Here is a 21,968-nt window from a genome sequence, read left to right as displayed (position 1 = left end):
GTAGCCGGTGTCGACGTGACCCTGGCCCGCACCCAGCCGAGATCGCCGGGAAACGGCAGCCGTCACAGGCGGAAGACGCGTACGACGAGTGGGGTGTCGATCAGGGTGTGCGGCGCGATGGCGTGATAGGCCCACAGGTGCACCCAGGCGTTGCCGGTCCGCACGGTGAGGAACGCCTTGAACATCCCGGGCAGCGTGTACACGAGCAGCACCAGGCCGATCGAGGCGGCGGTGTCCTCGGCGGACGCGTAGCTGGTCCACGCGTCACCGAGGTGCAGGGCGGCGTAGGTGAGGCCGCCGAGCGCCACCGCGCCGACCCGTCCGGTGAGCCGGGCGAGTCTGGGCACGACCAGCGCCTGCACGAAGACGAGTGTCGGAAGGCCGGTGCCCAACAGGTAGAGGACGAAGGTCAACGGCACGCCCGACGCTACCTGTCCCGCCGTCAGCGTGAGGATGGCCGAGCTGAGGCCGAGCAGTTGGGTGACCGACTCGATCGCCAGGACGACACCGATGACGGTCAGGTCGCGGCGGCGGTTCGCGCTTCGCAGACACAGCGCGGTCGTGTCGTATCGGCGACGGAACCACAGGTACGGCAGTGCGGCGTAGACGGTGGCGTTGTACGCGGCCCAGCCGAGCACTTCGGCCGGGCCGAGATGGTCCTCGCCGCCGATGAGCGTGCCGGCGAGGTGAAAGCTGATGGCGTGCCACCCCAGCGCGTGGCCGAGTGCCGCGCCGAGCAGTTGGGCCATCAGCCCGTACCCCATCAGCCCGAGGAGCTCGCGGCGCGCGGTCGGTGCCGTGGGCGCGCGGGCGGCCACGTCGACGGCGGCACGCCGGGTGAGCAGCCAGACGATTGCCGCGAGCACCACGACCTCCACGGCCGCACTGACACCGATCTGGCCGAGCGCGTTCTGGTACGACTGTGTCACGTTGGCAAGTTAACACGACTGTGTTAAAAAGAGCCATGCCAAAGATCGTCGACGTTGAGGCCCGCCGTGCCGAGCTGGCCGAGGCGGTCTGGCGGGTCGTCCGGCGCGCCGGCCTGGCGCACGCATCGGTCCGCAACGTCGCGCGGGAGGCCGGTCTGTCAGCCGGATCATTGCGCCACTCGTTCCCGTCGCAGACGGCGTTGACGGTCTTCGCCATGCGGCTCGTGGCGGAACGGATCCAGACCCGGATCGAGGCGATCGACGTGACCGGTGACCAGCTCCGGGTCGTGGAACGCTCGATCGCCGAGATGTTGCCGCTGGATGCCGACCGATTGGCTGAGTGTCAGGTGTGGCTCGCGTTCTCCGCGCAGTCGCTGGTGGATCCGGCGCTGCGGCCCCTCAGCGTCGAGATGCACCGCCTGCTCCGCCAGGCCTTTACCAATCTCGTCACACGGATCGCGGGACCGGACGTCGACCGTTCCTTGGAAGCGCGACGGCTGTACGCGCTCGTCGACGGGCTCATCCTGCACACGGTGCTGCACGGCGAAAGCCCTCGCCGCGCCCGGGCGGTCGTCAAGGCGCATCTCGCCGCACTCGCAGCCACCTCGACCACGCCATCGGGCACCACCGCCTGACCGGTGAACATCCCAGGAGAGGAAGAACCCATGACCACCGAACAGCCCGCCGACGTTGTCGAGCACCGGCGCGACCCGAAACGCTCCCTGAGTATCCGTGCCACCGTGCCGGTGGCTCGGTTGACCGAGGCCCAGGGCGAGCAGCTCACGTCGCTGATCAGCCACCTCCGCGCTTCCGGCGTCGCACCGGCGGGCGCGCCCTTCGTCCGCTACCACACGTTCGGCGACGACAAGGCCGACCTGGAGACCGGCATTCCGGTCGGTGACGATGCCGACGGCACGGATCGCATCGCCGTCACCGAGCTGCCCGGCGGCACCGCCATCAGCACGTGGCACCTCGGTGCGCACGACCGACTCGCCGAGGCGTACGCGCGGCTGGAGGCGTGGCTCGGCGAGCACCAGCGCACGCCGGCCGGTCCGGCATGGGAGGTCTACACGTGGATCGACCCGACCGAACCGCTGGACCCGTCCGCCTGGCCGAGCCCGACCGAGTGGAGTACCGAGATCGTGCAGCCGGTCCGGCCGGCGTGACCGACGGCCTGATCTCTGCACCACGCGGGCGCGACCGGGCGGGGTTGCGGCCACGGACCGGTGTGCGACCTGCTCGTGATGGGCGCGTCGCATGGACAGGGCAGGCCGCCGTCGGTTAGCCGGTCTTCCTGGATCGCCGCGTTGAGGAGCGGCATGTCCGTAGGCCGAAGCCTGCCCGACCGCCATGATCGGGCCGGCCTCGGCTGACAATTCGACCTGCTTCGATCAACCGCCGCCGCCCTCGGCGGCGGGACCCCGGCCACCCGGCCGCCGATGCTCTGCTGTGACCCAAGTCACCGTTTCGCCTTTTATTCGGACGCGCCTGACCCTCCGCAGTGCCCTCGGACGGGCCGGACCTGCGACTCCCGCAGGTTCGCCTTGGAGGTCCCACCCGGCCCTGGCCCCCAGCACCCCGCCGCCGGACCGATGTCGTGTCGGTCACTACTGTTAGCGTGCCCTGCGTTGACAATCGTGGCCGATTCCTCACGAAATCTGGCTAATTTGCCACTGCGGAGGGTATTCCTGATGGGCTGGCTACCGGTGGGAGACTCGTACGAGATCTCCCTCCTGGACGGAAAGGTGACGGCGCGGGCCATAGGCCCGCGATCCACCGGCCGTCCACTGAAGACTCTGCCGAAGGTGCTGCGGGACACCCCCGAGGTGGACCGGTTGCGCCAGCTCGCCCAGTGGCTGGACCGGCACACCGCGGAATGCCTGACCCGGGTCGACGCCTGGGTGGTCTCCTCGCTGCCGGTGCCGACCGGGCTGCTGGCCCGGGTCTGGCCGGACCCGGCCTGGCGGGAGGCGCTGCGCGACCTCGTGGTGCTCGGGGACGACCCGGCCGAGCCGGGCTTCCTGCGGGACGTCACCGACACCGGTGACCTGCGCGTGGTCAACCTCGACGGGGAGACCGTCCGGCTCTCGCCGGTCAGCGCCACGCTGCCCCACCCGGTGCGCCTGCCCGACCTGGCAGACCTGCGGGAGTTCGCCGACGAACTGGACGTCGCCCAGCGGGTCGAGCAACTGCACCGGGGCACCTGGGGCAAGCCCGCCGACCTGAAGGACCGTGACACCACGATCACCGACTTCCGCGGCACCACGGTCCCCAACCGGCTGGCCGCCCGGGCCGCCACGCTCGGCTTCCGGGTCTCCGGCTCGCAGGTCAAGTGCCGGGTCTGGGAGGCCGGACGCACGGTCGAGGCTGCCATGTGGTTCGACGAGGACTACTGGGACTCCGAGGCGACTCTGGGCAACCTCTCCTGGTCGGTCGTGGACGGACCGACGCTGCGGTTGACCGACGTCGGGCCCGTGGCCTGGTCGGAAGGAATGCGGATGGCGACGGCCCTGTCCGGCGCCGTGACCGGAACGGGGAAGAAGGCGTGACCGGGATGACGACCATGTCGGGCGAGGACTCGGCCGAGAGCCTGCTCACCGCCGGCGCGGTGCTGCCGATCGACACCGCCGGGGCCGGCGACCGGGCGGTGCCCCTCACCGCCCGCACCTACCGGCACCCGGCCCTCGACGACCGGCCGGTGGTCCGCCTGGTCGACGCCGCCCTCGGCGAGGGCGAGGACATTGCTGTCGGGTTCCTCGGCCTGGCACCGGGTGCCGAGCCGGCCGTCGTCGGGCTGGGCCCGCGCCGCCCGTTGGCCTTCCCGGAGTGGGTGCTGGTGCACCACGCGGCGGACGGCCGGCACGCGCTGGCGGTGGTGCCGGAGTTGCAGAAGCTGGCCAAGCAGGTGCGGTCGCGGCCGAAGGCCGCCCTGGACGGGCACCAGACCCTCGCCGACCGGTTCGCCCGTACGCTGCCGCACTTCCTGCCGACGTTCTTCGAGCAGGCGGCACGGGTGTTCCTGGCCGCCGGGCAGGACACCTACGCGACGCAGCTGTTCAACAAGGCGCGCAAGGCGGAGGCGCAGCACGGCCTGCCGGTCGACCTGCACCGGCTGGACGAGGTCTACCTGGAGTTCGCGTCGGCCAAGGTGGTGTCCGCGACCGCGTTGGCCGGCTACGCGAAAGAGCTGTCCGCCCAGTTGCCGGCCGACGAGGCGCTGGACCGGTTCTGCCGGCTGGCGCTGCGGGCCGCGGCTGCCGGCGTGGTTCCGTCCGCGCAGTCGGCCACCGCGGTGAACCGGCTGGTCCGCACCGCCACCAAGGCCGCCGGCAAGGCCAGCGCCGCCGTCGCCGACCGTGAGGCGGCCTACCTGGCCGAGCTGCTCCGGCTGCCGGTGGCAGCCGAGGCGCCGGCCGGCTGGTGGAAGGCGCACCTGCCGGCGGTGACGGCGCTGGCCGGCCGAGACCCGGCGATCCGCGGCAGCCTGCTCGACCTGATGCCCGCCGACCGGGACAACCTGGTCGCGTGGCTGGCTGTGCTGACCGACACCGGTGCGCTCGCCGGGCTGTCCGAACCGGACGTGCCGGACACGGCCCGCCCGCAGGACGGCTCCGTCGGCTGGCTGCGCCGCTTCGTGAGCCGGGCCGGCTCCGGGTACCACCGCCGACGGGTGCCGGAGCTGTACCCACTCGTCGAGCGGATGGCCGACCGGCTGCGCGCCGAACTCGCCGACAGCGGCGAGACCCTCGCCGCCGACGGCGACCTGGACCTGCTCGACCTGCTGCTCGCCCTCGACGTGCCGGTGGCCCCGCCGAAGGAGCGCGAAGCCTTGGACCTGGCGCAGTGGGTCAGGGTTGGGGGAGAGCGGGATCTGCTCGCCGTGGCCGGCGACGACCGGTTCAGCCGGGCCCTGCGCCGCGGCCTCGACCAGCTCGACGACCAGCAGGCCGCCCTGCGCCGGCTGGCCGGGACGCCGGGCATCCGGCCGTTGCTGACCGACTGGCTGCGGGCCCGGATCCGCGACCGGTTCGCGACCGGACTGCCGTACCTGCCAAAGTCGGTGGACTGGTTGGGCAGCCTCCCGGTCGAGGCGCTGCGCCTGGTGTCCGACGACCTCGACCGACCCGGTGACCCCGGTCAGGGCGGCGGCCTCAGGCAGGCCCTGGACGTTGACCTCGCCGAACACGTCGCCCGCAGCCTGCGCGGCGGGATCATCGACGAGCTGGGCTGGCCGGACTGGGAGCTGGCCTGGCAGGAGGTGACCAGTGGGGACCGCAAGGTCGAGGTGATTCGGCAGGAAGCCTGGCCGTACGTGATCCTGGGCGGGCCTACGACGGTGCGGGTGCTCGGCGCCGAGGGCATCGTGCTCCGCCACGACCTGCGCATCCCGGCCGGCGACATGTGGGGTCAGCCCGGCTACCACTACGTCGACGGCCAGTTGCTGGTCTACTGGCGTTCCGAGGCGCTCGGCTACGAGCTGCGCGGCTACTGGCACTCGTCGCCCGGCGAGCCGCAGCCCATCCAGGGCCGTCGTCACGGCAGCCAGCCCCGCACGAACGAGATCACCCTGCCGCTGGCCGGCGGCGGGCGGACCACCGGCGGCGGCGTGCTGCACGTCGGTGACACCGTTGTCCCGGAGGAACTGCCGGTCATCACCGACGGCACCTCCCACTGGGTCTACCGCCGCAGCGAGGATGACGGCACCTACGGCTGGCGCGAGTACGACGCGGTCAGCAACTCCCACGGCCGGCGCAGCCTGCCGCGGTTCCTGGCCGACCTTCCGGTCCACGGAAGCCACCTCCAGGAGTCGGCGAGCTGGCTGCGGCCAGCCCTGTCCGACCGGGCCACCCCGGCCGCCGTTCCGGTGGACGGTCTGCTCGGCTGGCGGGTGGTCACCCTGCCCGACGGCTCGGTACGCGGCGAGGACCTGGCCGGTCGTACGGTCACCGTGGCCTCGGGACAGGAGCCGGTCGCGGCGCTGGTGCTGCCCGGCGACGACCGGCCGCGGGCCGTCCTCGACGGTTTCGTCCTGGTCGACCCGGACGGGGTGGTGTCGGCCGCCGGCAGCGGGGGCTACAACCCCGCCGCGCTCCCGCTGCCGGAACGGAAGTTCCTCGGCAACATGCTGCCCCGGGATCCGGCCGGCTCCACCGCCCTGCGCCGGGTGGACCGGGACACCGCCACCATGCTGCTCAAGGTCGCCCTCGACGAACGCCGCGCCGCCCTGGCCGAGAAGGCCGCGCGGGCCGCAGCCCGCGCGGCAACCGGACCCCGGTTGACCGCTGCCACGCAGGCCATCACCGGCCTTCCCGTCGCCGTCCCGGCGTCCATGGTCGGCACACCGGCCGGCACCTCCAGCACCGGACCGTCCACCGCCGACGCGGACAAGGACGCGCTGGTCGAGCTGGTCCGCTCGACGTTGCCGGCGGTCAGCCACGACGCGGTGCTGGCCGGGGTGGCCGGGGTGCTGCGGCTGGCCGCCCGGGTGCGCACCGACCTGGACGGGGTGACCGAGCGCCTCACCAGGTCGTTGTCCGCGCCGAAGGCGGTGGCGCCGGTGGCCACCGCGACCGGACCCACCGACGAGCAGCTCAACATGGCGCTGGACGGTCTGCGTGGCTCAACCTACGGGGTGACCCGCTTGGCCCGCGCCTTCACCCAGTTCCAGGCGTTCGCCGCCCAGCGGTCCGCCACCACCGGGAGCGAACCCGCCGTACGGCTGCATCTCGACGGACCGTCGCTGCCGGCCGCGCTGGACTGGTGGTCCCTGCTCGGCGGTGTCGCGGCCGTCGCCTACCGGGCCGTCGCCGCGGTCACCCCGGACGAACACCGGGAGACGCTGCGCGCCCTGCTCACGGAGCTGGACCGGCTCGACCTGAGCACGGTGGCCGAGCCGGCCCGGTGGCGCCGGTTCAGGCTGCACCTGCTGGACGACGACCTGAACAATCCGGACGGCACGCGCCGTTCCCCCCGGCCGGGCATCCTGCCGCTGCCCGACGGGGCCTTCATCGCCGTCCTCAACTACAGCGGCACGACCACCGGCTACCACTTCGACGCGCTGTACCACGACCCGGCCGGCGCGTTCGCCGTGCCCGAGCCGTACACCGTGATGTTCTCGGCGCCGGTCGGGGACGAACGGGCGGCCGGCTGGCTGGGCGGTTTCCTCACCGAGTGGGCCGCGCGCGGCCCGCTGCCCTGGCGGCCGGAAGCGGCCGAGCGGTTCGCCGAGCTGACGGGTGTCACCCCCACCGCCGCGAAGCTGGTGCTGGCCGGCCTGCCGTACCTGGACTCGTCGACCACCGTGCCGACCGAGCTGCGCAAGGCGCTCGGGGTCAAGCAGGTCGGCGAGGTCAAGCTGGCCTTCGGGGTGCTGGACGAGGCCAGCCCGGAGGTCCGGCGAGCCGTGGTCTCGGCGCTGCTGCCGGACGACCCGGCCCGGCTGTGGGCCGACGGTCCGGACGTGGCCGCCGCCGCGGCGGTCTGGAACGCCGCCCTGGGGCGCCGGGTGGTGGTGCCCGAACAGTTGCTCGCCGAAGCGGTGCGCGCCATCCGACACGGCTGGGGACCCGCGAAGGCGTTGCCGGCGCTGCTCGACCCGGCCCGTTCGGTCGAGCTGAGCACCGACCTGGCCTTCCAGATCAAGGGCGACCGGGCCCGGCAGGTCGACGGCCGGGCAGTGGGCTTCACCGGTGAGGTGCTGCGCTCCACGATCGCCCTGGCGGCCTGGGTCGCCCACCACACGCCGGCCGGCGACCCGTGCCGGGCCGCGCTGCCGGCCGCGCTCGCCGCAATCCGGGACCGGCTGGCCAACCCCGGCCTGCTGCTCGACCTCGACCAGTACGTCTCCCTGCCGGACTTCCAACAGGTGGCGGGCACCCCGTCGGAGACCGGCCCTGGCTGGGAACGGTACGGCGCCATCGTCCTGGCCACCTACGACAGCCAACCGTCGCCCGCGTTGCGGCCGGACCTGCTCGACGCCGACGGGACGGACCCCTACCTGCCCGCGCTGCGGCGGGACGCGGCCAAGCCGTACCCGATGGAGGTGGCGCTGCGCCTGGTCCGTGACCCGCGGTTCGCCGCGCTGCTCGGCGATCCGGGGGAGCCGGGCGGCGGCGCGCGGGCGGCGGACGGGGCCTGGTGGCCGCAGGATCCGACCCGGTCGGTGCCCGACCTGGTCGCCGAGGCGGCCGGGGAACACGGCCTGGGCGCCGACGCGGCGGCGGTGTACCTGATGCTGCTGGCCATGCCGGACCCGACCGACCGCAACACGGCGAAGTGGACCGGTTGGAAGCCGACCCGGCTGAAGACGGCCCGCGCCGAACTGGCCGGCACCGACCTGGTCATCGAGGCCAGCCGGTCCCGGGCCGGCCGGTCGCTGTTCCTGCCCGGCCCGTGGCTGGAGCGCGGCAGCGGGCAGGCACCGATCGAGGGCTGGAAGGTCGCCCTGTTCGACCTCGCGCCCGACGGCACGGCCGGCCTCGGTGTGACCGTGCCGTTCGAACCGGTCGCCGACCTCTACCGGCGGGCCTGGCAACGTCTCCGCGACGGCGACCGGCCCCGGTTCGACAACCTGCCCACCCGCCGCTGACCCGACCCGGAGGGGGGTGGTGCCCGCGACGACCGACCAGGCCGTCGCGGCACCACCCCGCCGCCGACCCCTGTCCCGCACACCCATCCGAACCAGAGAGATCGAGGAACACCCGTGACCGTGACGGAACACGTCCGCCCCACCGCGGCGCCGGAGACCGCAGCCCAGGTCCTCTCCGCCGAACAGCGGTACGCCGACGAGCTGGCCTTCCTGGCCGCGTACGACGACGGCGCCCGGCCGCCGGGCTGGGCGCTGACCCCGCGCGCCGTGGTCACCTTCATCCGGGGCAGCGACGGCGAGGCGTTGAAGCTGCCCGCCGAACGGCGCACCGGTCCGGACGGCACCGAACTGCCGGCCAGCATGACCATCCCGCCGAAGTTCGTCGGTGAGCGGAGCCTGGTCGAGCGGTGCGTGGTCACCCTGGCCGGTGAGCGGGGCCTGCTGCTGGTCGGCGAGCCCGGTACCGCCAAGTCCATGCTGTCCGAGCTGCTGGCCGCCGCGGTCTGCGGCACCAGCGCGCTGACCGTGCAGGGCACCGCCGGCACCACCGAGGACGCCTTCCGGTACGGCTGGAACTACGCCCTGCTGCTCGCCCAGGGCCCGACCCCGCAGGCGCTGGTCGACTCGCCGGTGCTGACCGCGATGCGCACCGGCCGGGTGGTCCGGATCGAGGAGGTCACCCGCTGCCTGCCCGAGGTGCAGGACGCGCTGGTGTCCATCCTGTCCGACCGGCGGATGAACGTGCCGGAGCTGGCCGGCACCGAGGACGGCCTGATCCGCGCCGTGCCCGGGTTCACCGTGATCGCCACCGCCAACCTGCGGGACCGGGGCGTGTCGGAGATGTCCTCGGCCCTCAAGCGCCGGTTCAACTTCGAGACCGTCCACCCGATCTCGGACGCGGACACCGAGACCGACCTGGTCCGCCGGCAGGCCACCGCCGCCGTGCAGCGCGCCGGCGCGGCGTACACGGTGGACGACGCGGTGCTGGACGCCCTGGTCACCGTCTTCCGCGACCTGCGTACCGGCCGGTCGGGCGAGGGCTGGGACGTGGAACGGCCCGGCACGGTGATGTCCACCGCCGAGGCGGTGCAGGTGGCGGCGTCGCTCGGCCTGGCCGCCGCGTACCTGCCCGGCGGGGACGCGCTCGACCTGGTGCCCGGGCACCTGCTCGGCGTGGTCCGCAAGGACGACCAGAACGACCACGCCCGGCTGCTCGGCTACTGGGACGGCCCGGTCCGCCGCCGCGCCGAGGACGGCTCGGCGATGTGGCGCCGGCTCTGGGACCTGCGGGAGAGCCTGCGGTGACGACCCTCTCCAGCACGTCGACCGGTGCGGCGCCGCCGACCGCCGCCCCGGTGGCGGCCGGCCCGTCGACGGTCGACCCGACGACGGCCGACCCGCGAGCCGTGGTCGACGCGCTCGCCGGTTCGGTCCGGCCGTACCTGATCGGGGTGCGGCATCACAGCCCGGCCCTCGCGGCGGTGGTTCCGGCACTGCTGGACGCCGCCGGCGCCGAGGTGGTCTGCATCGAGCTGCCGGCCGACTTCCAGCGCTGGCTGCCGTACCTGTCCGACCCGGCCGCCCGGGCCCCGCTGGCCCTGGTCGGCAGCCACGGCACGGACGGGCCGATGGGCTTCTACCCGTTCGCCGACTTCTCCCCGGAACTGGCCGCGATCCGTTGGGCCCGGCAGCGCGGCGTCGAGGTGGTCTGCTGCGACCTGCCGCTGGCCGACCCCGGCTGGACCGCCGACACCACCGACCCGGCCACCGACTCCGGCCCGACCGCCGGTACCGCGCCGACCGCCGATCCCGACCCGGACGCCGGTGAGCCGGTGCCCGGCCTGCGCCGGTCCGGCTACGCCGTCGCACTCGGCGCCAGCGGCACCGGCCGGGACGGCGACGACCTGTGGGACCGGGTGGTCGAGGTACGTGCCCCGGGCTGCCCGCCCGAGGCGGTCCGCCGGGCCGCCCTCGGTGTCGGCTGGGCGATGCGTACCGACAGCGCCAGCGGCGACGGCGTACCGGCCCGGGACCTGGCCCGTGAGCGGCACATGCGCCGGGTGCTGGCCGAGGCCGGCGCAGCCGGCCGGCGGGTCGCCGCCGTCATCGGCGCCTTCCATGCCCCGGCCCTGCTCACCGCCCCGTCGGCCGATGCCGACGCCGACGACGGCTCGGCCCGGACGGCCGGCACGGCCGGCGCCGCCCCGACGTCCGCCGTGGACGACGGCGGGGACCGGACGTACCCGGTCGGCGGAGAAACGGTGTCGACCGCCGGTGTCGCCGCCGCGTCCACCCGGCCCGTCGCCGCCCCGACCGGTCCGGTCCGGTCCGTGCCGACCCGACCCGGGTCGGCCACCACCGACGGCGGCGGCACGGCGATCACCTCGCTGGTGCCGTACGCGTTCGACCTGCTCGACTCCCGGTCCGGCTACCCGGCCGGGATCCGCGACCCGCGCTGGCAGCAGTCCGTCTTCACCGCTGGCGGCGACCCGGAACGGATCCGGGCCGCCGCCGCCCGGGCGGTCACCGACCTGTGCCGGGAACTCCGCTCGGCCGGGCACACCGCTGGTACCGGCGAGGCCGCCGAGACGGTACGGCTGGCCGGCGACCTGGCCCGGCTGCGGGACCTGCCCGCCCCCGGCCGGGGCGAGGTGCTGGAGGCGGTGACCACCGTGCTCGGTCAGGGTGAACTGCTCGGCCGCGGCCGGGCGCTGGCGAAGGCGCTGGAGACCGTGCTGGTCGGTGCCGAGCGGGGCCGGGTCGCCCCCGGTACGCCGCGGTCCGGGCTCGGCCCCGCGGTCGAGGCGGAACTCACCGCGCTGCGGATGCCCAACCCGGACAGCCCGAAGTCCCGCGAGGTGCGGCTGGACCCGCTGCGCACCGAGCTGGACGGGCGGCGGGAGATCCTGCTGCAACGCCTCCAGGTCTGCGGCGTCGGCTACGGCGAGCCGATCGCGGTGTCCGGCACCGGCGACGGTGCCGCCCTGACCACCCGCTGGCAACTGGCCTGGACGCCGTCCGTGGCGGCCCGGCTGGACCTGGTCGGCGTACGCGGGGTGACCGCGGCGCTGGCCGCGGCCGGCACCCTGCGGGAGCGGTTCCGCCGGGAGGCCGCCGACGGCGGCCCCACCGCCGCGCAGCTGCTCACCGGGCTACGCGACGCCGCCCGGTGCGACCTGCCCGAACTGGTCACGGATCGGCTCGAACTGGCCGCCGCGGTGCTGCCGGGCACCGGCACGCTGCCCGAGCTGCTGGCCGCGCTGGACCTGCTGGAGGCGCTGCGCCGGGAACACCTGCCCGGCACCACCGCCGACGGTCGGGCCCGGGCGGCCGAGCTGGCCGTCGTGCTGCTGGACGCGGCGGTCCGCGGGCTGCCCGGCCTGGCCGGCAGCGACGCCGCAGCCGATGCCGCCGCGCTGGTGGACCTCGCGGTCCGGGCCGGCGAGGACCGGATCGGCCTGCGCCTGGACGAGGCTCTCGGCTACCTGGCCCGGGCCGGTTCGTCGCTGATCCAGGGTGCCGCCCTGGCCGCCCGGGTGCTGCTCGACCTGACCGACCTGGAGACCCTGGGCACGCGGGTGGCCGGCTGGATCGACGCGGCGACCGGGCCGGACACCCGTCGACACCTGCACCGGCTGCTCGGTGGTCTGCTCACCGCGGCGCATCCGCTGCTGCAGTCCGCCCCGGCCGCGCTGGACCCGCTGCTGGAGCGGATCGAGCGGCTCACCGACACCGAGTTCCTGGACCGGCTTCCGGCGCTGCGTGGCGGGTTCGACGTGCTCACCCCGGCGGCCCGGGAGCGGCTGCTGCACACCGTCGCCGAACGGCTGGGCGACCGGCTCGATCTGGCCCTGTCCGCCGCGCCCGAGCTGCTGGCCCGCTGGGCCGCCGCCGACGCGGCCGGCCGGGCCGCCCTGGTCGCCCGCGACATCCCGATCCCGGGCACGCCGACCGGCGCCGCCGACGTCGAAGCCGGGCCGGGCACGGTGACCGGCTCCGCCGACCCCGAACCCGGGGCGGGCACGCCGGCCGCCTGGCTCACCGCCACGGACCGGTGGCGGCTGCTGCTCGGCCGCCAACCCGACCGGTTGCCGACGGACGCCCGCCGCTACGCCCGCGCCCTGGACGAGCTGTACGGGGCGGGTCAGGGCGAGGGCGCCACCGACCTCGGCCAGGCGGCCGGCGGCGGCCAGGAGGCCTCCTTCCCGACCGCCCGCGAGTGGGCCGACGAACTCGAGGCGCTGTTCGGCACCGCGGTACGCGAGGAGGTCATCGCCCGGGCGGCCGAGAGCGGCCGTACCGACGTGCTCACCGAACTCGACCCGGCCGCGGTACGCCCCTCGATGGAGCTGCTGACCTCGGTGCTGTCGCTGGCCGGTGGCCTGCCCGAGGGGCAGTTGGCCAAGCTACGGCCACTGGTCCGGCGGCTGGTGGAGGAGCTGACGAAGCAGTTGGCCACTCAGGTGCGTCCGGCGCTGACCGGGCTGACCAACCCGCGTCCGTCCCGCCGTCCCGGCGGCCGGATCAACCTCGCCCGTACGCTGCGGGCGAACCTGGCGCACACCCAGCGGCTCGGCGACGGCCGGACGGTGGTGGTGCCGGAACGCCCGGTCTTCAACACCCGGACCCGCAAGGAGGCCGACTGGCGGCTGGTGCTGGTGGTCGACGTGTCCGGCTCGATGGAGGCGTCGGTGGTGTGGTCGGCGTTGACCGCCGCCGTGCTGGCCGGGGTGCCCACCCTGTCCACCCACTTCCTCGCCTTCTCCACCGAGGTGGTCGACCTGACCGACCGGGTCGACGACCCGCTGTCGCTGCTGCTGGAGGTGCGCGTCGGCGGCGGTACGCACATCGCCGCCGGGCTGGCCCACGCCCGCTCGCTGGTGACCGTGCCGAGCCGCACCATCGTCGCGGTGGTCAGCGACTTCGAGGAGGGCTACCCGCTGGCCGGGCTGCTCGGTGAGGTCCGGACGCTGGCCAGTTCCGGCGTGCATCTGCTCGGCTGTGCCGCGCTGAACGACAGGGGAGTGCCCTGCTACTCGGTACCGGTCGCCGAGCAGCTCGTCGCGGCGGGGATGCCGGTCGCCGCTCTCAGCCCGCTCGAACTCGCCCGCTGGGTGGGCGACCGTGTACGCGGAGGATCACGTTGACGGACCGCACATCCACCGCCGTGGACACCGACCGGCTGCCGCCGGTGCTGCCGGGGGTCGCCGCCGCGGCGGTGGCGGCCCTGCCGCCCCGGCTGCACAAGCGGCTGGACGCCACTGTCGAACGGCTGGCCGGTGTACCGGTCGGCCGGGTCGACGGCGGCGTGTCGGTCGACTGCGGCGCCGAGGCCCTGGTCACCCTGACGCCCGGACCGACCGGCGCGGTCACCGACCCGCACCAGGCAAGGTGCAGCTGCCTGCTGTCGCCCCGCTGCCTGCACCGGACCGCGGTCCTGGTCGCCTGCCCGGTCGCGGACCCGGCCACCCACCCCGATCCGGTGTCCGCCACCGCCGCGTCGTCCACGTCGGACGACGTCGGCGCGGCCACCGGGCGTGCCGGGAGAGCCGGGCGCACCGGGAAAGCGGATGGCGCGGCCGCCGGTCGTGCCGGGCGGAGCGCGGCACCGACGAAGGCGCAACGGGCCGCCGCCGGCGCGCTGTGGCGGGCAGCCGCCGCGGTGCTCGCGGCCGGTGTCCCGGCCGCCGGCGCGGTCCCGCAGGCCGAACTGCTGCGGGCCGCCCACAGCGCCCGGCTGGCCGGCCTGCCGCGGGCCGAGAGCGCCGCGCTGCGCGCGGTACGTGGCCTGCGCGCGCACCGGGGACGACAGACCGGCCACCGGCTGGCGGAGCTGGTCGAGGTGCTGCACGACCTGCTGTACGTGGCCGGTCGGCTGGCCGCCGGCGATCCCGACCCGGCACTGGTCGGCATCCTCCGGCGGGCCTACCAGCCGGACGGCACGCTGGAGGTGTACGGCGTCTGCCGGGAACCGGTGATCAGCGCGACCGGGTACGCCGGGGTGGTCACCCACCTGGTCGCCGCCGACGGGCGCCAGCTCTCCTTCGGCGACGTGAAGCCAGGCGGCCCGGACCGGGCGCAGGACTGCGCCCGGGCGGTCACCGAGATGGGCGCGGTCGCGGTCAACCACGCGGTGCTGGCTCGCGGCGGCCTGCGGATCACCGGCACCACCGTCTCCCCGGACGGCCGGCTCGGTGCCGGCAAGGGGGTCCGAGCCACCCCGATCACCGGGACCGACTGGTCCACCGGGCCCCTGGCGGAACTGTTCGCCCGCCCGCTCGCCGAGGTGGTGACCGCTCAACTCGCCGCCGACGATCCGGAGGACCCGGCCCGGGCCGGGACCGCGCTGGTCGGCTGTGACCTGATGGTGGTCGGTGCCGCCGGTGACCAGGTGCTGGCCCGGGAGCTGGCCCCCGCCACCGACGCCGGACCGGACCGCGCGCCGGTGCCGGACGGGCCGGTGATCCGGCTGGTGCCGGTCAACTCCCACCCGGTGCTGGCCCACGTGGCGAATCTGCGGCGGCTCGCCTCCAGGCCGGGCCTGCGGATCCGGGTGGTCGGCCGGCTGGACCCGGACCGGGCCAGCACGCTGCACCCGCTCGCGGTCGGCCCGGTGCCCGGTGCCGCCACGACGCTGCGGCTGCCGGCGGACTGGCACGGCCGGGCGGACCTCGGCTACGACCAGATCCAGGGCGGCCACCTGCCGCCGCGCGACCCGGCCGCGATGACCGAACCGGTTTTCGCCGTCGGTGCCGACGCGGTTGCGGAGTCCCCGCTGTGGCGGGTCCGCCGGTTGGTGGAGCTGGCCGTGTCCGGCGGTCGCCGCGCCGTCGGCGAGGCGGCCCGCGGCGAGGGCGCCGGGCTGGCGGGTCCGCTGCGCCGCGCCGGCTTCACCACCGCCGCCGCGGTGGCCGCCGCGCTCGCCGACGAGTCCGACCGGCGCGGCCGGGACGCGTTCGGCCGGCTCACCGATCCCGACCCGGACCGGTACGCCTGGGCCTGGCTCGCCGCGACCGCCCACCTCGCCGCCACCGAGCGGGAGCTGATCCGGTCCTCCTGGATCGGCCCACCGGTTGGCTGACCTGCCGGAATCCGGGGGCGATCGCGCTCCCGGGCCGGTGGGTGGCAGGCCAGGTGATGGCGAAATCTGACCCGGACCGCCTGCGCCTCGGCGCCCGCCCGAACCCTGGGCGGGCGCCGAGGCTCGGCGAAAGGCGGCAGGTCCAGCCCCTCGTCGCCGAGGGCAACAAACATCCGGGTTCGGATCCGGCTCAGTATCACCGGCGGCTGGCCGGGCAGGGAGGGCGAAGCGACGCCCCAGCCCTTGGCGGCCAGGCCCGCGGCGAGCGCGGGTGGCAGCGCGGCGATACGCGCGAACAGCTGTTTCCGCAGCTCGACCGGCGCGTTGTCGCTGCGCCGCTGCTGCGGAATCTGACTGCTCACCGTCGGGCGGGCCCCACAGGCGGCGGGAGTTGGCCGCCGGGCGGCCTTGTCGACGTCCTCGGAGACGGCGTCGGGCGGACCCGGTCGGCGAGGAATGCCAAGCGTTCCCGCAGCCAACCGGCTACGGTCGCCAGCGCCGGCGCGGCGATGCCGTGTCCGACCGGATCGCGGCGGGCGAGGGTCGCGGCACCGGCCTCGGAGAGCAGGTAGTTCCAGGTACGGTCGAGCAGTTCCCGTGGGATGACGCTGTCCTGCTCGCCCTGGGCCACGACGACGGGCACACCGGCCAGCCGGGCGGGCGTGGTCGGGACGCCGGCGTCGAACGGCAGCGTCCCGTACAGGATCGCGGCTCCGGCGTAGCGGCCCGGATCGTCGAGCAGCAGCCCACCGGCGAACGCGGCCCCGCCACTGAACCCGATCAGCACCACCGGCCGGCCCGCGGGAGCGACACCGTCGAGCCAGTCGCGGAACCAGTCCATCGTCGCGCGCAACGACTCGGCGACCGGCCGCCCGATGCCGCGGTTGGCGAACCACGCGTACCCGCCGCCCTCGGCGATCGGCGCCCGCACCGCCGCGTACGTGGGGCCCACGGGCAGGTGGTCGGCCAGGCGAAGGATCTCCCGCTCGTGCGAGCCACGGCCATGCAGCAGCACCACCAGCGGGGCATCCGCGTCGGTGCTGCCCGCGGTGGCCACGACCGGCGGCGCGAACGTCTGCATCGCGCTCATCGCCGCACCTTCGTCCGCGCGGGCGCCGTGGCGTCAACCGGGCCTGGCAGCAGCCGGCCCGCCGTGCCGACGCCGCTCCAGCGTCGCACCTTCGCCAACAGGTCGGGGTGCTCGACGGGCGCCGCGTTGGGGCTGACGCTCATGCTGCGCCGCCCACCGGCCCGACCAGCTTCCAGCCGCTCTGCCAGCTCCACCCGTTACGGGCGTTGAGCGAGATGTTCAGCAGTGCCATCTCCTCCAGCGACCGGGCCATCCGCAGCCCGCCCGCGTCGATCACCCGGTAGCCCAGAGAGGAGGCCAGCTCGGCGACCGTGTCCTTGGCGGCACCGTCGTCGCCGGCGATGAAGGCGTCCAGGGGCGCGCCGCTCTCCACCGGGTTGCTGTGGCGGCTCGCGAGGATGGTGTTGAAGGCCTTGACCACGGATGCCCCGGTCACCTGGGCCTGAAGCTGCTCCGCAGCCGAGACGCCGCCGGTGACCAGGTCGCTGTAGGTGTCGTTGAGCGGGTTCGTCACGTCGACGAGGACCTTGCCGGTCAGTGCCTCGCCCAGCTCGGTGGCGATGCCGGTGACGGCGGCGTGCGGGACGGCGAGCAGCACGAGATCTGCTCCCCGCACCGCCTCGGCGTTCGACGCGGCGGCGCTCGCACCGGCGCTGCCGGCCGCCTTCTGGGCGTGCTCGGCGCTGGTCGCCGCGATGACGACGTCGTGACCGGCGCGCACGGCGGCGGTCGCCACCGCCCCACCGACATTGCCGGCACCCAGGATCGCGATACGCATGTCCCACTCCTTCTCTGACCGGTCAGATGTTGTCCACTCAACGACTGTACGACCGGCTATTTGATCCGTCAACATCTGTGGTGTAAGGTTTCTGGCATGGTAAAGAGCGCGGTCGACCACGGGCTGGTGACGACGTTCGGGCGGCTCGTGGAGGCATACAGCGCGCTCGAGCGGCAGCTCGGCGAGGCGCTGGAGCGCGAGTGCGGCATCCCGCATACCTGGTTCGAGGCTATGCTGCGCATCGCCCGCTCGCCGGACAAACTGACGATGAGCGCCCTGGCGAGCCAGATCGCGCTCACCACGGGAGGGATGACCCGGCTCCTCGACCGGATGGTCACCGCCGGTCTCGTGGAACGCGTTCCCTGCCCTACCGATCGGCGGGTCAGCTTCGCCGCCCTCACCCCGGCCGGACGGCAGAAACTCGAGGAGGCGGCCAAGATTCACGTGCGCAACCTCGAGTGCGTCTTCGCCGACTACACCGGCGACGAGATCAAGACCCTGGACGACCTGCTCGACCGTCTCCTGCGGCGCGACCGCGAACGGCCGGCCCACGAGGCCGCACCGTGCCCCACGCCCGGCGACGCCGCAGCCCCGGCCGGCTGACCGACAATGCCCTGACCAGTCCCTTCGGCGGGGGACCACTTCGGGGAGACCGAAGTGGCCCAGCCTCCGTTCTGTTCGACAGGCCGAGCGCAGTCCTGCGGGCGATCAGGACGTGGCGGGCTCCGGCAGCACGTAGACGCTTCCCTGGACGGTGAGGCGGACGTTGGTGCCCGAGGAGTAGTGGGTCGGCTGGCCGAGGATCCGTGCGGTGATCCGGGTGCCGTCATCCAGTTGGACGTCGATGAGGGCGTCGTGGCCTTGGAACAGATGGTGGCGGACGGTCGCGGGCACCCCCGGTGCGTCGGCGTCGTTCAGCCGCAGCTGCTCCGGCCGGATCAGGACCGTGACGTCCCCGCGGTGTGGGCTGGAGAGCGGGAGGGTGCCGAGTCCGGTTTCCGCAGTCCCGCCGCTGGCGCTGGCCCTGAGGAGGTTGGCATCGCCGATGAAGGTTGCCACCCACGGGTCCGCCGGGCTGCGGTAGAGGTCGGAGGGGCTGGCCTCCTGCCGCACCCTGCCGTCGTGCATGACGACGACCTGGTCGGCGATGGAAAGGGCTTCGGCCTGGTCGTGCGTGACGAGGACGGCGGTGGCGTCGTCGGCGTGGAGCGCGGCGCGCAGGTCGGCGCGTAGTTCCGTGCGGAGGCTGGCGTCGAGCGCGGTGAACGGTTCGTCGAGCAGGATCAGCGGTGGACGTGGTGCCAGGGCTCGGGCAACGGCCACCCGCTGCTGTTGCCCGCCGGACAGCTGGTGGGGCATCCGCTTGCCGTACCCGGCGAGACCGACGAGGCCGAGCACCTCCTCGACGCGGCCGCTGCGCCGGGCGGCGCGGTCGAGGCCGTAGCCGACGTTGCCGGCTACGTCCATGTGCGGGAAGAGCGCGCCGTCCTGGGCGACCACAGCGACCCGTCGCCGGTGTGGGGCGACGTGCAGGCCTGGCCCGGCCACCGGCGTGTCACCGACACGGACCTCCCCGCCGTCGAGGCGCTCGAACCCGGCGATGCAGCGCAGCAGCGTGGTCTTGCCGCAGCCGGACGGGCCGAGCACCGCGGTCAGGGTGCCGGCCGCCACGGTCAGGTCGGCCGCGCGGAGTGCGTGGACCGCCCCGTAGCTCTTGCTGGCGCCTCGGACGGTGAGTGTGGTCATGGTCGGTCTTTCGGGTTGAGGGTGCGCCGGGCCAGGATCAGGGCGGGGCCGGTGGACAGCAGCACCAGCAGCGCCGCGTACGGTGCCCCGCCGGCGTAGGCGGCCACGGAGGTGTGCGTCCACAGCTCGGTGGCCAGGGTGTCGGTGTCGGTGGGGCGTAGCAGCAGCGTCGCCGGTAGTTCCTTCATGCAGGTCAGGAACACCAGTGCCGCGCCGGCGCCGATTCCGGGCAGGGTGAGTGGCACGGTGACGGTCCGCAGCACTGTCAGCGGCCCGCGTCCCAGTGACCGTGCGGCCTCCTCGAGGCTTGGCGGGGCCTGGGCGGCGGCTGTCGCGACGGCACCGACGGCGAGGGGGAGGAAGAGGGCGGCGTAGGCCAGCGCCAGCAGCCAGGTGGTCTGGTAGAGCGGGTACGCCACCTGGATGCCGAAGAACACCAGGGACAGGCCGATCACCAGCCCGGGCAGCGCGTGCGTGAGGTAGGTGAGCCGGTCGATGAGGATGGCCAGCGGTCCGGGAGCGCGGGCCGACAGCAGGCCGATCGGCAGGGCGAGGAGCATTGTCAGGGCGGTGCCGAGCGCGGACACGGTGAGGGAGTTGCCGGCAGCCGTGGCGATGTCCGTCAGCGACCCGGGCCGGGAGACGCCCTCGCCCATCCAGTGCAGCAGCGCTGCGGTGGGCACCGCGAAGCTCCCGGCGGCGACGGCGAGCAGCGCGAGGACGGCCGGGATCCGCCATGCGCCGAGTGGCAGCACGGCGGCCGGGCGGCGTACCCCGCTGCCGATCTTGGCGTAGCGTGCGTCGCGCCGCCGGGTCGCGAGTTCGGCGCCGAGGATGAGCAGCGTGACGGCCACCAGGGCGGTCGATAGCACGAGCGCGCCCGTGCGGTCGAAGCCGAGGTTGAACGAGGTGAAGACGGCGCTGGTGAAGGTCGTGACGCGGAGCATCGCGACCGCGCCGAAGTCCGACAGCACGTACAGCGCGACCAGGAGGCCACCGGCGACGAGCGCGGGGCGGATCTGGCGCAGCGTGACTCCGGTGAAGGTCTGCCACTGGTTGCGGCCCAGCGCCTGCGAAGCCTCCTCGACCGCGGGGTCGGTGCCGATCAGGGCGGCGGCGGTCGGCAGGTAGACGTACGGGTAGCAGCAGGACGTGAGCACGACGACGGCCGGCCAGAAACCGTAGAAGCCGTCCAGCATCGAGATCCAGCCGTAGCTGCCGACATAGGTGGGGATCGCCAGCGGTAGGGCCGCGAGCACCCCGAAGAACCGTCGGGCAGGCAGGTTCGTGCGGGTGACCAGCAGCGCGGCGCCGGCGCCGAGGATCAGGCAGGCGCCGGTGGTGACGGCGGTCAGGGCCAGGCTGGTCGCGGCCAGGCGCAGCATCTCGGTGGTGAACAGTTCGGCGCGTACCCGGTCCCAGCCCGCCTCGGCGGTGCGTACGCCGAGGTAGACCAGCGGGATGAGCGCGACCGCGACGGCGGCTGTCGCGGTCGCGAGCAGTGCCGGGCGGGGCGCCAGTCGATGCCAGCGGCGCCGCCACCGGTTGCGAGGGGAGGGCTGGGCGGGCGCGACCGGCTGCGCCCGCCCAGCCTGAGCGGTGGTGGTCAGGACGTCAGCCCCGAGGCCTGGATCATCTCGACCGACGCGGTCAGGGTGTCCAGATCGTTCAGGTCGATCTTCGGGGCGTGCAGGTCGGCCAGCGCGGGCAGGCCCGGGGCGGTCGGCACACCGGCGACCAGCGGGTACTCGAACGTCTTCGCCGCGAAGTAGGTCTGGCCCTCGGTGCCGAGCAGGTGGTCGACGAACGAGCGGACCTTGCTGTTTCCGGCGGAGCCGGACAGCACGCCGACGCCGGAGACGTTGAGCAGGCCCCCGGTGTCGCCGTCACGGAAGTAGTGAAGCTTCACCTTGAGCTGCTCCGGGCTGACCCCGAGTTCCTTGGCCTTCTCGAAGAGGTAGTAGTGGTTGACCAGGCCCGCGGCGAGCTTGCCGTCCTGAATCTCGCCGACGATCACGATGTTGTTGTCGCGGATCTGGGGGGAGTTGGCAGCGACGCCGGCCAGGAACTCGCGGGCCTTGTCGTCGCCGTGCTGCACCCGCAGAGCGGTGACGAACGACTGGAACGAGGCGTTGGTCGGGGCGACGCCGAGCTTGCCCTTCCACTTCGGGTCGGTCATCTCCAGCACGGTGGCCGGCAGGTCGGCCGGCTTGACCTGGTCGGCGTTGTACGCCAGGACCCGCAACCGGCCGGTGACCCCCACCCAGTGTCCGCTGCGCGACCGGTACGCCGCGGGAACCTTCTGCAACACCTCGTCGGGCAGCGCGGTCAGCAGTCCCGCCTTGCTCACGGCCCCCAGGGCCCCGGCGTCCTGCGAGAGGAACACGTCTGCCGGGGACTTGGCACCCTCCTCCTGCAACTGCGCGGCCATCTGCGCGGTCGTGCCGTAGCGCACATCGACGGTGATGCCCGTCTTCTTGGTGAACTCGTCGATCAGCGGCTGCACCAGCGACTGGGTGCGGCCGCTGTAGACCGTGATGTCCTTGTCCGGCTCGCCGCTGCACGCGGTGAGCCCGGTGGCGAGGGTGGCCGCGGCGACGAGTGCTGCCGCGGCGCGCAGGCTGAGCATGAAGGCTCCTAGCAGTAGGGCAGGTGTGCCTAACCTAATTTAGGGCACCCTGATTTCGTCTGGGCGGCACCCCGGCTCTCGGTGGGGTCGGCGCCGAGGGTGGGGTGGGGCAATCTGCGGATAGGTT

15 protein-coding genes are annotated in these 21,968 nt (G+C 74.1%); 8 read left to right on the top strand and 7 right to left on the bottom strand.

The genetic code is table 11. The features are described from left to right. Positions 1-62: 62 nt before the first annotated feature. A complete protein-coding gene (locus ACZ6Q9_RS02765; protein ID WP_393265758.1) occupies positions 63-929 on the bottom strand; it encodes a hypothetical protein in 867 nt (288 codons plus the stop codon). 35 nt (positions 930-964) lie between these two features. Between ACZ6Q9_RS02765 and ACZ6Q9_RS02760 the strand changes: the two genes are divergently transcribed. The 7 genes from ACZ6Q9_RS02760 (at position 965) to ACZ6Q9_RS02730 (ending at position 15,598) form a co-directional block, all read left to right on the top strand. Continuing rightward, positions 965-1,564 (top strand): TetR/AcrR family transcriptional regulator, encoded by a 600-nt coding sequence (locus ACZ6Q9_RS02760; RefSeq protein ID WP_393265761.1) that lies wholly within the window; start codon positions 965-967, stop codon positions 1,562-1,564. A gap of 30 nt (positions 1,565-1,594) precedes the next feature. Continuing rightward, positions 1,595-2,095 carry a GyrI-like domain-containing protein gene (locus tag ACZ6Q9_RS02755; RefSeq protein ID WP_393265764.1) on the top strand — a complete coding sequence of 167 codons (501 nt, stop codon included), beginning with the start codon at positions 1,595-1,597 and terminating at the stop codon, positions 2,093-2,095. 525 nt (positions 2,096-2,620) lie between these two features. Then, the gene (locus ACZ6Q9_RS02750) at positions 2,621-3,478 is read left to right on the top strand and encodes a DUF4132 domain-containing protein (protein WP_396826669.1); all 858 of its coding nucleotides are present in this window, start codon (positions 2,621-2,623) and stop codon (positions 3,476-3,478) included. Positions 3,479-3,483: 5 nt separating this feature from the next. Further along, positions 3,484-8,517, top strand: a complete 5,034-nt coding sequence (locus ACZ6Q9_RS02745) for a hypothetical protein (RefSeq protein WP_393449135.1) — start codon at positions 3,484-3,486, stop codon at positions 8,515-8,517. Positions 8,518-8,631: 114 nt separating this feature from the next. Then, a complete protein-coding gene (locus tag ACZ6Q9_RS02740) occupies positions 8,632-9,822 on the top strand; it encodes an ATP-binding protein (protein WP_393449138.1) in 1,191 nt (396 codons plus the stop codon). Further along, the gene (locus ACZ6Q9_RS02735) at positions 9,819-13,664 is read left to right on the top strand and encodes a vWA domain-containing protein (RefSeq protein WP_396826672.1); all 3,846 of its coding nucleotides are present in this window, start codon (positions 9,819-9,821) and stop codon (positions 13,662-13,664) included. Before ACZ6Q9_RS02740 ends, ACZ6Q9_RS02735 begins: the two co-directional genes overlap by 4 nt. Further along, on the top strand, positions 13,661-15,598 hold the full coding sequence (locus ACZ6Q9_RS02730) for a hypothetical protein (RefSeq protein ID WP_396826674.1): 1,938 nt from the start codon (positions 13,661-13,663) through the stop codon (positions 15,596-15,598). The genes ACZ6Q9_RS02735 and ACZ6Q9_RS02730 overlap by 4 nt, the downstream gene beginning before the upstream one ends. 358 nt (positions 15,599-15,956) lie before the next feature. Here ACZ6Q9_RS02730 and ACZ6Q9_RS02725 read toward each other — a convergent pair whose 3' ends face one another. From ACZ6Q9_RS02725 to ACZ6Q9_RS02715, 3 genes are read right to left on the bottom strand one after another with little or no spacing between them, the layout of a single operon-like run. Beyond that, the gene (locus ACZ6Q9_RS02725; RefSeq protein ID WP_393265781.1) at positions 15,957-16,688 is read right to left on the bottom strand and encodes an alpha/beta hydrolase; all 732 of its coding nucleotides are present in this window, start codon (positions 16,686-16,688) and stop codon (positions 15,957-15,959) included. Then, positions 16,685-16,831 carry a hypothetical protein gene (locus ACZ6Q9_RS02720; protein ID WP_393449147.1) on the bottom strand — a complete coding sequence of 49 codons (147 nt, stop codon included), beginning with the start codon at positions 16,829-16,831 and terminating at the stop codon, positions 16,685-16,687. The genes ACZ6Q9_RS02725 and ACZ6Q9_RS02720 overlap by 4 nt, the downstream gene beginning before the upstream one ends. After that, positions 16,828-17,466: an NADPH-dependent F420 reductase gene (locus ACZ6Q9_RS02715; RefSeq protein ID WP_396826676.1), complete on the bottom strand. Its 639-nt coding sequence runs from the start codon at positions 17,464-17,466 to the stop codon at positions 16,828-16,830. Before ACZ6Q9_RS02715 ends, ACZ6Q9_RS02720 begins: the two co-directional genes overlap by 4 nt. A gap of 96 nt (positions 17,467-17,562) precedes the next feature. Here ACZ6Q9_RS02715 and ACZ6Q9_RS02710 point away from each other — a divergent pair, with 96 nt between their 5' ends. After that, positions 17,563-18,069, top strand: a complete 507-nt coding sequence (locus ACZ6Q9_RS02710) for a MarR family winged helix-turn-helix transcriptional regulator (RefSeq protein ID WP_396826678.1) — start codon at positions 17,563-17,565, stop codon at positions 18,067-18,069. Between the two features lie 105 nt (positions 18,070-18,174). Here the strand turns inward: ACZ6Q9_RS02710 and ACZ6Q9_RS02705 are convergent, their stop codons facing one another. From ACZ6Q9_RS02705 to ACZ6Q9_RS02695, 3 genes are all read right to left on the bottom strand, one after another. Next, on the bottom strand, positions 18,175-19,212 hold the full coding sequence (locus ACZ6Q9_RS02705) for an ABC transporter ATP-binding protein (RefSeq protein ID WP_396826680.1): 1,038 nt from the start codon (positions 19,210-19,212) through the stop codon (positions 18,175-18,177). Further along, on the bottom strand, positions 19,209-20,732 hold the full coding sequence (locus tag ACZ6Q9_RS02700; protein WP_393450198.1) for an ABC transporter permease: 1,524 nt from the start codon (positions 20,730-20,732) through the stop codon (positions 19,209-19,211). The genes ACZ6Q9_RS02705 and ACZ6Q9_RS02700 overlap by 4 nt, the downstream gene beginning before the upstream one ends. Before the next feature lie 86 nt (positions 20,733-20,818). Beyond that, positions 20,819-21,841: an iron ABC transporter substrate-binding protein gene (locus tag ACZ6Q9_RS02695; protein ID WP_393265793.1), complete on the bottom strand. Its 1,023-nt coding sequence runs from the start codon at positions 21,839-21,841 to the stop codon at positions 20,819-20,821. Positions 21,842-21,968 lie beyond the last annotated feature (127 nt).

The organism is Micromonospora sp. NPDC049139 (genome assembly GCF_055586845.1).
The sequence above is the reverse complement of the archived record's forward strand: the minus strand, read 5'-3'. Positions and strand labels throughout refer to the sequence as shown.

Excerpts from the sequence above, each read along its gene's own strand:
- ACZ6Q9_RS02725 (WP_393265781.1), bottom strand. The coding sequence starts at position 16,688 with ATGAGCGCGATGCAGACGTTCGCGCCGCCGGTCGTGGCCACCGCGGGC.
- ACZ6Q9_RS02755 (WP_393265764.1), top strand. The coding sequence starts at position 1,595 with ATGACCACCGAACAGCCCGCCGACGTTGTCGAGCACCGGCGCGACCCG.
- ACZ6Q9_RS02710 (WP_396826678.1), top strand. The coding sequence starts at position 17,563 with ATGGTAAAGAGCGCGGTCGACCACGGGCTGGTGACGACGTTCGGGCGG.
- ACZ6Q9_RS02715 (WP_396826676.1), bottom strand. The coding sequence starts at position 17,466 with ATGCGTATCGCGATCCTGGGTGCCGGCAATGTCGGTGGGGCGGTGGCG.
- ACZ6Q9_RS02750 (WP_396826669.1), top strand. The coding sequence starts at position 2,621 with ATGGGCTGGCTACCGGTGGGAGACTCGTACGAGATCTCCCTCCTGGAC.
- ACZ6Q9_RS02695 (WP_393265793.1), bottom strand. The coding sequence starts at position 21,841 with ATGCTCAGCCTGCGCGCCGCGGCAGCACTCGTCGCCGCGGCCACCCTC.
- ACZ6Q9_RS02745 (WP_393449135.1), top strand. The coding sequence starts at position 3,484 with ATGACGACCATGTCGGGCGAGGACTCGGCCGAGAGCCTGCTCACCGCC.
- ACZ6Q9_RS02705 (WP_396826680.1), bottom strand. The coding sequence starts at position 19,212 with ATGACCACACTCACCGTCCGAGGCGCCAGCAAGAGCTACGGGGCGGTC.
- ACZ6Q9_RS02720 (WP_393449147.1), bottom strand. The coding sequence starts at position 16,831 with ATGAGCGTCAGCCCCAACGCGGCGCCCGTCGAGCACCCCGACCTGTTG.
- ACZ6Q9_RS02760 (WP_393265761.1), top strand. The coding sequence starts at position 965 with ATGCCAAAGATCGTCGACGTTGAGGCCCGCCGTGCCGAGCTGGCCGAG.